The 10,593-nt window shown below is 34.7% G+C and carries 12 protein-coding genes; 2 read left to right on the top strand and 10 right to left on the bottom strand.

Annotation, left to right across the window (positions count from 1 at the left end; translation table 11 throughout):
- Nucleotides 1–181: hypothetical protein (locus IHO13_RS02610; RefSeq protein WP_225538143.1), on the top strand; the 181-nt coding region annotated here is incomplete at its 5' end.
- Nucleotides 182–191: 10 nt separating this feature from the next.
- Here IHO13_RS02610 and nuoI read toward each other — a convergent pair.
- The 7 genes from nuoI to rseP all read right to left on the bottom strand — a co-directional run bounded on the left by nuoI (nucleotide 192) and on the right by rseP (nucleotide 9,349).
- Nucleotides 192–674, bottom strand: a complete 483-nt coding sequence (gene nuoI, locus IHO13_RS02605; protein ID WP_225538142.1) for an NADH-quinone oxidoreductase subunit NuoI — start codon at nucleotides 672–674, stop codon at nucleotides 192–194.
- A gap of 70 nt (nucleotides 675–744) precedes the next feature.
- Nucleotides 745–1,548 (bottom strand): enoyl-ACP reductase FabI, encoded by an 804-nt coding sequence (locus tag IHO13_RS02600; protein WP_225538141.1) that lies wholly within the window; start codon nucleotides 1,546–1,548, stop codon nucleotides 745–747.
- A 124-nt stretch (nucleotides 1,549–1,672) separates the two neighbouring features.
- Nucleotides 1,673–4,798 (bottom strand): WPE palindromic element domain-containing protein, encoded by a 3,126-nt coding sequence (locus IHO13_RS02595; protein WP_225538144.1) that lies wholly within the window; start codon nucleotides 4,796–4,798, stop codon nucleotides 1,673–1,675.
- A gap of 45 nt (nucleotides 4,799–4,843) precedes the next feature.
- Nucleotides 4,844–5,284 carry a 3-hydroxyacyl-ACP dehydratase FabZ gene (fabZ, locus tag IHO13_RS02590; RefSeq protein WP_225538140.1) on the bottom strand — a complete coding sequence of 147 codons (441 nt, stop codon included), beginning with the start codon at nucleotides 5,282–5,284 and terminating at the stop codon, nucleotides 4,844–4,846.
- A gap of 18 nt (nucleotides 5,285–5,302) precedes the next feature.
- A complete protein-coding gene (locus tag IHO13_RS02585) occupies nucleotides 5,303–5,878 on the bottom strand; it encodes an OmpH/Skp family outer membrane protein (RefSeq protein ID WP_225538139.1) in 576 nt (191 codons plus the stop codon).
- The gene (bamA, locus tag IHO13_RS02580) at nucleotides 5,879–8,218 is read right to left on the bottom strand and encodes an outer membrane protein assembly factor BamA (protein WP_225538138.1); all 2,340 of its coding nucleotides are present in this window, start codon (nucleotides 8,216–8,218) and stop codon (nucleotides 5,879–5,881) included.
- Between the two features lie 6 nt (nucleotides 8,219–8,224).
- Nucleotides 8,225–9,349: an RIP metalloprotease RseP gene (rseP, locus tag IHO13_RS02575; RefSeq protein WP_225538137.1), complete on the bottom strand. Its 1,125-nt coding sequence runs from the start codon at nucleotides 9,347–9,349 to the stop codon at nucleotides 8,225–8,227.
- A 99-nt stretch (nucleotides 9,350–9,448) separates the two neighbouring features.
- Between rseP and IHO13_RS02570 the strand changes: the two genes are divergently transcribed.
- Nucleotides 9,449–9,724, top strand: a complete 276-nt coding sequence (locus IHO13_RS02570) for a succinate dehydrogenase assembly factor 2 (protein ID WP_225538136.1) — start codon at nucleotides 9,449–9,451, stop codon at nucleotides 9,722–9,724.
- Here IHO13_RS02570 and IHO13_RS02565 read toward each other — a convergent pair.
- The 3 genes from IHO13_RS02565 to IHO13_RS02555 all read right to left on the bottom strand — a co-directional run.
- Complete coding sequence (locus tag IHO13_RS02565; RefSeq protein ID WP_225538135.1) at nucleotides 9,702–10,019, bottom strand: cell division protein ZapA; 318 nt, start codon at nucleotides 10,017–10,019, stop codon at nucleotides 9,702–9,704. The genes IHO13_RS02570 and IHO13_RS02565 overlap by 23 nt on opposite strands.
- Nucleotides 10,020–10,089: 70 nt before the next feature.
- Nucleotides 10,090–10,368 (bottom strand): HU family DNA-binding protein, encoded by a 279-nt coding sequence (locus tag IHO13_RS02560; protein ID WP_225538134.1) that lies wholly within the window; start codon nucleotides 10,366–10,368, stop codon nucleotides 10,090–10,092.
- A gap of 22 nt (nucleotides 10,369–10,390) precedes the next feature.
- Nucleotides 10,391–10,593 (bottom strand): S1 RNA-binding domain-containing protein (locus IHO13_RS02555; RefSeq protein WP_368666872.1); only part of this gene is annotated, 203 nt, incomplete at its 5' end.

The raw sequence follows: 10,593 nt of genomic DNA, 5'->3' as shown, positions 1-10,593 counted from the left end.
AATTTCTATCTTGATGTTTAATATGGTAGATCCCAGTATCAAGTACTGGAATGACAAGAAATGGGGTTACGCGAGTAACATCCTCGCGATAGGCTTCAAATCACAATGTTCATGCAGCTGTGTGTTATGCTACTTGGATAACACGAAAAGACACAGAAATGACAGAGGGTTAATATTGTAAACTCTTAACATTAGTAATACGGTCTATTCTTTTTCAATCTGAGTGCAATTGCTTCTTCCCAAACGTCACCATTACACAATAACTTTTCTTTGTTATACATTAGCTCCTCCCTCGTTTCTGTTGCAAACTCAAAATTAGGACCCTCAACAATTGCATCGACTGGACATGCCTCCTGGCAAAGCCCGCAATATATGCACTTCGTCATGTCAATATCATAACGCGTAGTGCGACGACTTCCATCTTCTCTTTCTTCTGCTTCAATAACTATCGCTTGGGCAGGGCAGATAACTTCGCACAATTTACAAGCTATGCATCGTTCTTCACCGTTTGAGTATCTACGCAACGCATGCTCACCGCGAAACCTTGGACTTAAAGGTCCCTTTTCCATGGGGTACCTAAGCGTCACCTTTGGTTTAAACGCATACCTAAGTGTAATAATAAACCCTTTAATTAACTCTATAAAGGACCAATACCAAGCTAATTTCTTGAGCATAAAGTATTTAAGCACTGCATTACCGACTATAAATCATATTATCAGTTTTAGAAAGGCTTTTTTCTCATACTCAACTTTGAACCATATTCGGATCAATTGCTTTCATCCCTACTACGTTATACCCTGAATCAACATGTAAAACTTCCCCAGTGGTACCACTACTTAAGTCACTCAACAAATAGAGCGCTGCTTTCCCAACGTCTTCTATTGTAGTGTTGCGCCTTAGCGGAGAATTATTTCTGTTCCATTCTGATATGAAGTGAAAATTGCTTATTCCAGAAGATGCTAAAGTTCTAATTGGACCAGCAGAAATGGTATTCACTCTGATGTTTTGTGGCCCAAGGTCGCATGCTATATATCTTACACTTGCTTCGAGTGCTGCTTTACATAGGCCCATAACATTATAGTTTGGCATAACTTTTTCAGCGCCATAGTAAGATAAAGTGAGTAAACTACCGCCGTTTGGCATTATCTTTTCAGCTCTTTGCGCTAGAGCAGTAAAAGAATAGCATGATATATGCATTGCGTTGAGGAAGTTGCCCAGTGATGTGTTAACATATTTACTATCGAGTTCATTCTTGTCAGAGAATGCGATTGCGTGTACCAAAAAATCAAGAGTGTTCCATTTTTTTTCTATTATCTTAAAAACTTCATCTATGGTTTCTTCATTTGCAACATCACAATTTAGTACTAACTCCACATTTAGCTCAGCTGCTATCGATGATAATCTTTCCCTTACCATTTCATTCTGATAAGTAATTGCAAATTCTGCTCCGTGCTCTGAGAGAGTTTTTGCTATGCCATACGCTATTGACCTCTTGTTTGTTATTCCAGTTATTAATCCCTTTTTGCCTTGTAGTAGACTTGTTGCCATAGAACTTTCTGTTTTTTACAATTTGGAGTATTAACCATATAAAGTCAAGATGTTAACTATGTTAAAAAACAATATGGTATCTTCAATTTATCCTATTACTATTAGAATTTGGTACAAGATAGACCTAACAAGTCTCAGTAGGGCGCCCAGTTGGACCCATAAGAACTATTTGTTCACCTTCTTTGAAGTACTTACACAAATTAGTGGAACCACCTGTTTCAAGCACAATGGTAGAAATAATTCCTTTTTTTTTGTCTACTTCAGTGCCAGTTACAGCTATACCTTCCATAGCAAGGCCTGTGGCTTTTCTGCTGTTAGTTTCAAAACTTTGCAATCTAAAGAATTGCCCAGGCTTGAAATTTTTTGCAGCAAGTGGTGATTTGATCACTATTTCTACTACTTTGTCGGTTAAATATTGAACTTTTATGACTTTTGCAGTGAACTGTTCTTTGATCTTATTAAAGAATTCCTCACTTGCCATGTGTTCAACGCTTGACCACGCATTCTTTTTCTGGATCCCAGTGTCAGCTACTTGGATGACATAAGGAGGTATTGAGGTAGCAGGAAAAGATTCAGTCCGGCGACATGGTGTCATCCAAGTAGCTGACACTGGGGTCCAATTTTCATTATACAGCCATCTAGTATACTTATTTGAAATTAAGTTTTCTGGATCCCAGTGTCTGGCTGCTTGGATGACATCCCTTTTGGTGAAAGTTACTCTTATATTACAACATTCATACAGTTGTGAGTGTGACGCTGAAACCTGAGCTAGGGTGGCATTAACGCCCTTTAAAAGCTGGGAAATGATAGGGTAGCCGTTTTTAGCACTTGCCATAGCTTTTACAACACTACCACTATATGAAGGATGAAGATCACCGAAGAAACTAATTGCTTTACTGTCTTGCTTATACACTAATATTCTATCTTTATTTTGCATCTTAGGAGAGAATATTGGATCTACTTCTTCCCCTGATGAGCTCAGGTGAGCAAAATATCCATTGCTTAATTTAAAATGCTTTCTATCTTCCGTTGCAATGACTGTATTTGGCTCAGTACCCACTGCTATAAGAACAGAACGTGCTTTTATACACTTGATTTCGCCCGATTTTGTGTCTATCAGTTTTATCGATTCAGCATGGTTATACTTATCCGTCACAATTTCAACTGGTTCTAGATTTTCGATAAAGTAAATCCCTTCTGACAGTGCATTTTGCACCTCCCCACTGTTTAGTCGGTAACTTGGTGAACTTTTTAGCTCTTTTCTATATACAACTTTCACTCCCCCTAAATCCTGTACTAACTCCAATATTTTTGCTTCTCTGTTCTCTTTTTTCGCTAATTCTTTCTCTTTTTGGATCAACTGTGCGTGCAATATAAACTCATTCGCAATTTCACGTTCTTCTTCTGTCCAATCTTTTTCAACGCAGTCTTTTCCATATTTACTAACCAATATTTCGTAACGAAGAAAAAATTTTTCTACTTGAATCGGGTAATACGCTAAGGCTTCAGTGGCAGTATCAATTGCAGTGAGTCCCGCACCTATAACAACTATTGGCATGCGAATTTGCAGATTTGCTATAGAGTCAGATTTAAGAGCACCACTGAGTTGTAATGACATTAGAAAATCAGATGCCATGCGCACTCCACAAGCTAACATATTTTTTATCTTGATTATTTGTGGCTTACCAGAGCCAAGCGCTAGGGCTATGTGGTCGAAACCTAAACTGAACGCATCACTAACAGTTATTGTGCCACCAAAGCGAATTCCCCCATAAAATGCAAAATTTTTGCGTCTTTCCAGTAATAATCTAATAATCTTTAAGTAATTCTTGTCCCACCGAGAAGTAATGCCGTATTCTGCCACTCCACCAAATCCACCGGCTGTGCGTTTACTCAATTTTTCATGCTTAAAATCTCTGATCGGCTGAAAATTATCAATCAGAGGTTCTATCTTTAATCCATCAATGGCGATAACATTATGTCCGTCATTCAACAAATGATGAGCTAAATTAAAACCAGCAGGACCAAGGCCTACAACCAGGACATTTTTTCCAGTGTTCTCTTTCGGGAACGGACGCTGAAAATTTAAAGGATTCCAACGACTAAGCAGAGAATATATTTCAAATCCATATGGCAAACTGAGCACGTCATCTAAAACTCTTGTTTCAACCATTGGCACACTCACAGGCTCTTGCTTTTGATATATACACGAATTCATGCAATCATTGCATATTCTGTATCCAGTAGCTGCACATAATGGATTATCTATCATCACAATTGCAAGGCTGGCTATACTGTATCCTTCACTTTTTACCAAATTCATTTCTGATATTTTTTGCTCTAGTGGGCAGCCGTGTAGTTCAACTTTAAGCGGAGATTTTTTAAAAATCTCACTTGGTTGACAGAATGTGGCACTAAAACCTGCGTATTCTTTCTGGATCCTAGTATCAGCCACTCGGATAACAGATGGCTGCAACCCCTTTGAGCAGCTGTCCTTATTTTGCTTATGACAAAATATGCAGTAGTGAGCATTATCTAATGCTTTATCTAAACTCACCTTTTCACTTGTTAGATCAAAACCATATCGTCTTTTTACTTTATTTGAATGCAGAACTTCAACTTCGTCTACCTCTTTTTTAGAGAATGATACGAGATTTTTATAATTGATTTTTTTATGAGTACTAAAAAGTATACCCTGTTCATTTTTCACCTTCCACGCTGCATACTGTGCTGCAAGTTTTATTTCCTCTTTGTGATGCTCTTTATCCTCAAACCAACACATCGCGTGCTCGGCGAAACTTTTTTCTGTTGTTGGTAAAGTAAGAAAATGACTTAATCTGCTAGTAACACAATTAATGTCTATGTTTGCTATGTCAATGTATTTCTTCAACGCATAGCGTTGAATAAATAACCTTTTGCATTTATATATTATAGTAAAGTCATTGTGCTTCTTCTTTAGCTCCCTTACCTCCTCTTCAACACTGAAAAGTTTGGCGATAAATTCATCAAGTAAATACGAAAGGTTTATAATCAACTGGCTATCTGCCATCTGATGGGTTGACATTGGTTGTGTTTTAGATTCCAATGCTTGACACTGGGATGACACTGAAGTGTTTTCTCTTGCTTTAATCAAGGAACAAAATAAACTTTTATCGTATGATTTGACGTAATCTAAAAATGTCTCATCTAGTTTTATTAATCCATCGCGAATATATAGATCAGGAAATGAGATGTTAAAATTCAGCTGCATTGCTATATTATACAATGCATACATTGCTTTTTATAGATGAAAATTTTATTTATTTTGCAACATGGCTAAAATTGTTGCTTCTGCAACCTTCTCTTTGTCTACATACGCAACACACTCAAACTTGCATGCACCCAAACGCGCATTTTTAATGTTAGACTGAAGAACCAGGGTGTCTCCTGGAGTAACTGGCTTTCTGAATTTTGCACTTTCAATGGATATGAAGTAAACAACTTTATTTTCCATTGTACTTTGACTTTCTTTACCAAGAACACATATTGCAGATGTCTGAGCTAGAGATTCAATTATTAAAACCCCTGGCATTATCGGATGGCCAGGAAAGTGGCCAATAAAAAACGGCTCATTGAAAGTCACATTTTTTATTGCCTTTATACTCCTACCTGGATCACATTCTATTACTCTATCCACTAAGAGAAATGGATAAGAGTGTGGTAATACTTTTATAATATCGCTGATATTAAACGGCATAATATCCTTAAAGTAAGTCTAGTTAACGTCTTTCAAAGCGAATTTTGGTATTTCTTTGTCCATGTTTTTTAACACTGTATCTGATAAATCAACTTTATCTAAATCAGCCTTATCCATAAAGTATAAAACCTGATTTTTCTTTGAAATAAATAGTACCAAGTCTATGTTGTTTTTTTCTGCGATTTCTTTAGCAATTTCTTTTATCTTGTCAAAAATACTATCTACTGCATCTCTATAACTTCTTTCTAAGTATAATATTTTTTTAGCGTAACCATCTCTAGCGCTTAAAGCGCGCTTATCAAATTGCTCTGTTCTTTCCTTTTTTGCTTCTTCTGATAGAAATTCAAATTCCTCTTTTGAAGGCTTGAATTTTTCCAGCTCACTTTCAAACTCTTGCTGCAGTCCAGAACTTTGTTCTTTTATTTGCTGTTGTATATTTTGTAGAGCAAGAGACTCACTGATCACTTTGTCGCTATCAATAATCGCAACTTTTATGTTAAGTGCATCCTCAGGTTGATGTTTTACAACTTTATAACCCAAAAGCAAAAAAATAATTAAGACAATAACTAATATAAATAATTGTGTGTATTTCATTTAAATCCCTACTTCGATAGAGAACTTAACATTCGATGATGGTATTATATCATAAGGTTCCTTAACTAAAGGAAATCCAAAATCTAATCTAAACCTACCACCAAAAGGAGAAGGCATCGAAAAACCAAAACCTGGTGAAACTCTCACAAGTTTACTATCATTATATAGTTCTTTTTCTTTATGTTTCTCATCTTTATCGTCTAAACCAAAAAGCGTTGCATAGTCAATAAAGAATGAGCCTTTGAAGCCAATATAATTGTATAATTTTGGTAATGGAAAATCTACTTGTTGTGTTAAGTTAAAATAAGTCTTACCTCCTAATGAGCTTTTATCTTTTGCTCTTGGTCCAATACCAGAGAAGTCAAACCCTCTAATCTCATTACCTCCTTTAAAAAAGTGCTGGCCAATATTTAGCGGTTCGTCGGTATAAGAAAAAATATGACCTGATGCCATTTTAAAGCGCAGTATTATATCATCATCAATCTTACTCAATATAGGATGTGCATAAAAAGACAAAAATTCGGATTTGAAGAAATTTACGTTTCCTCCTAGTCCTGAAACGTCCTGGCTTAAGCGCAATAAATAACCATTTCTTGGAACATATAGACTATCTAATTTATTATATGCTAATGTGTATCCTACTGATGAAATGTGATATTCACCTTCTCGGTCCCGTATTATTTCAGGGATACCACCGTCCTTTCCACCCTTATTATCCAAGTGTATATGGTTATACTTATAAGAATAGCGAAGGGAATTAGTTAAGTTCTCTGTGACTTTATGTGATAATTTTGTAAAAAATCCCATGTCACAGCTGTCAAAAGTGGTGTTTGGCTTATCTTGTTTTTCATAGAATACGCCTACACCTAATGATGTATCGGAGCCATTAAAATTATTTTCAACGGCTTCTAAATCGGTCGAAAATACGTATCGACTTTTCTCAATGACAAAGGAGAGCTCTTTTCCGCTACCAAATAAATTACGGTCTTTAAAATCAGTTTTAAAAAATGCTCTGCCAGGAAAGGACACACCTCCTCCTAAATATAACGAGGTAGTGCTTTTTTCTTTAACATTTAAGTTAAGATTTATGAAATTATCATTAATTGCATAACTATTTATTTTTACTGCTTCAAAAAAATCACTACCAATCAATTTCCTATGCGATTTCTGAATCTCAAATGTGTTATAAGCGTCACCTTCTGCTACGCTGAGCTTACTTCTGATTACTTTGTCTAAAGTACGGTTATTGCCATCTATTATAATTTGATTTATGTAAATCTTTTTACCTGGCAGCACCTTGTAAATTACATCTACAACATTGCCACGCTCTGTGTATTCTGGATTAACTTTTGCAAATATATATCCTCTCTCGTTTAAATACTTGTTTATTTTTTCTACCGTATCACTAACTTTAACCTTATCAAATACTTTGTTACCTTCCTCAGTTATTAGTTCTAATATCTCTTCTTTTAGGTTTGGGTCTTGAATTTTAGCTTCAACATCAATTTTATTGCTTCCAAACAAATATTGCTCTCCTTCATCAATCAAAAAAGTTAATATCACTTGATTGTCATTATCAACTTCAGCAATTGGCTGAATACTATTGTTGATATACCCCTTGGATGAATAGAATCGATCAAGCAATCCCTCGTTAATTAACAAATACTGTGGTGAGTAATGATTTCCACCTTTTAAAATAGCTCTGAATAACTTATTAAATACATCATTACTTTGAGTTTTAATAGCTTGCTCTAGCTCATTTTCTGAAAAGTTTTTATTGCCTATAAATCTTATGTCCTTAATTCTAGATGTTTTACCCTCTTTTATTTTAAAGACCAAATTAACCCTATTGCCATCAAGCTTATTCAACTCATATTCAATTTTAGCACCAATCTTACCGTTGTTTCTATAAGTTGTGACTAAATTCAGTAAATCATTTTGTAATTTTGTTTCAGCAAAAATAGTCAAGGGTTTTGATTGAATCACGTTATTTAACAGTTCTTTGCTTTTAAATAGCTTATTACCTTTTAATATTACCTTGTTAATTAATGGGTTTTCTTGAATTTTTATTATCAAGTTTTTCTCATCATCGATGTAAGCGTTAACATTAGCAAATAACTTTGTTTTGTATAAAACCTTTATAATTGAATCTATGTCGTCGTTGTTTACATAACTACTAGGTTCTAATTTCGTATAAAACTTTATTGTTTGGCTTCCGATTCGCTCATTACCAACGTATTTAATATCCTTTATCTGCGTCTTTTTCTCGTTTTCTGAAGCAACAATTAGTATAGGAGAAGAGACAAAAATTACTATTAATATATAAAACAGTTTTTTCATATTTATTTAAAAAAGATGCCTGATATCATTTGAGATCGCAATTGCCATCAGCAAGAATAACACGGTAGCACCAAAAGTGGCAGCATATTTTTGACATTTCAAACTCAAATCTCTGCGCATGACCACTTCTACAACGTAGAAAAATAAATGCCCACCATCCAATGGTAAAATTGGCAGCAAGTTAATCGCAGCTAAAGTAGCTGAAAGGATTGCTATAAAATATAAAACCATAGTGAATCCCTGTTTAGCTGATTGTCCTGAATATTTTGCAATTTTTATTGGTCCACCTATTTCATTTATACTTCTCTTACCAACGATAATTTGAAAAAGAGCTTTAATTGTTAAGCACATAGCGTGGTAAGTTTCACTTACTGATAGGTTCATAGCTCCAAGAAAAGATGATTGCTTTAGCCCTGTTATATCGACTGAAGTAACTCCTATAGTTTCTCTTTCTATCACGTTACCAAAAGCGTCTTCGTTCTTGATTGTTAATGGAGTTAAACTGGTCCTGTGCTTCTGATTATTTCTACTATACTCAATCTCCATTCTTGTTTTAGGATTCGATGTTATCACACGTGAAATATCTTCAAAATATTTTATTTTATATTCATTGATCTGTGTAATAATGTCACCTGGCAATAAACCAGCTTGCTCTGCTGGTTTGCCTTTAATTACACTTCCAATCACTGGTGGAGTGCGATAATAGCCTGCTGTGCTAAAGAATATTGTAAAAGCTATAACAGCAAGTACCATGTTTGCAAATGGTCCTGCGAAAACTATTGCTGCTTTTTTATATCGCGGTTTTGTATGAAGTGAATATAACTTTTCTTCTTCAGTTAATTTTTGTTGATTGGCTGGAACGCTTCCTGCATTGCTGTCTCCTAGCATTTTAATATAACCGCCCAGTGGAACGGCACTTAATTTCCATCTAGTTCCAGACTTATCATGAAAAACAAAGATTTCAGGACCAAAGCCTATAGAAAAAGACTCAACTTTAACTTTGCACGCTTTGGCGATAATATAGTGTCCGTATTCATGCACAAATACTATAATAGAGATGATTAAGGTAAATGAGAAAAGGTCATATGCTCCATTACTAAGCTGATGGACAAGATTAGAGATTAATTCCACCTGTATTTTAGATATTAACAAAATGTTAAGTATATTAAAACGCGCCTTGCTTGACAAGTGTTTAATTTAACCTTTAAACTTAAAGAAAGTTTAGTAATAGTGACAGATACCTCTTTATTAAGAAAAAAACTGATGTATAGAAGCTGGCATAGAGGGTGCAAAGAAACCGATATGCTTCTAGGGTATTTTGCACTGAAGTACCTCAAAAAATTTTCCCTAAATGAATTAATTGAGTATGAAAAGATAGTTGATCTTGATGATTATGAATTATATTGCTATATAACCCGCAAAACAAACCTTCCTTCCAACTTAGATAGTAAGATAATGGACTTAATTACTTGCTTTATTGAAGCTAATCCTTTATACATTCAATAATTTTATTTATTCTACTTAACACTTTAGTGTATTCCGTTCTTTTCTCGTTTCTATACTTTTCACACTCTTGATTCATTTCATCCAATTTTTTTGTTAATTCTAAAACTTTATCCTCAAGAATTAGTGCTGCAAGTAGGAAATTTAATGCTTCTGAGCCCTTGCCACCAGTTTTTTGAAATATAGAGCTAACTAGCTTGTTAAAATTATCAGCAAGGTACAATAAATGATCCTTTTTTCCACTTTCACAAGATATTTTGTATGCGCTGTTACATATAACTATTTCTACTACTTGCATATAATGCCAAAAACTTTCATTGTATAACGTTAACTTACCCTCACTTTCATTTTATTCACTGTGTAAACTTTTATTCATTTATTAAATAGGATAATTTTTTACTGCTACGAAAATATGTTTTAAAGTATTGATTTTTTACAAACTTCTGTGACATAAAGTGACTTGTCTCTTTCAAGTTATAACTCCTAATTGAAAAGGAGCCAAATCCCCTAATTTCAATTCTATTATGACGCTTCAACGTACTCGAAAGTATCTCAAAAAATCTGTTGACTATAGCCGCTATAACCATTTTGTCTAGGAAAGGATACCTCTCTGCCACCTTTGTTATTAGGTTAGATTTCGTTGCCATTTACACGAAGCTAAAATTAAAATTATTTAGCAGATAGTATTATATTATATACTTCAATGCCCGATACTTCAACTTCTATCTTTTCTGACACAGAAAACTTTTTATTTTCCGGCAGATGCTCTTGGTCTATTAAGAGAGTTACATCATTTTCAACTTCAACAACTAGCCCACCATCTTCTCTCTTACCTACGGTAACCTGCATTTTGTCTCCTAACTTGACTTTCT

It is taken from the genome of Wolbachia endosymbiont of Mansonella perstans, from assembly GCF_020278605.1.
GTDB lineage: Bacteria > Pseudomonadota > Alphaproteobacteria > Rickettsiales > Anaplasmataceae > Wolbachia.
Note: the sequence above shows the minus strand (reverse complement) of the source record. Positions and strands in the feature narration are given on the sequence as shown.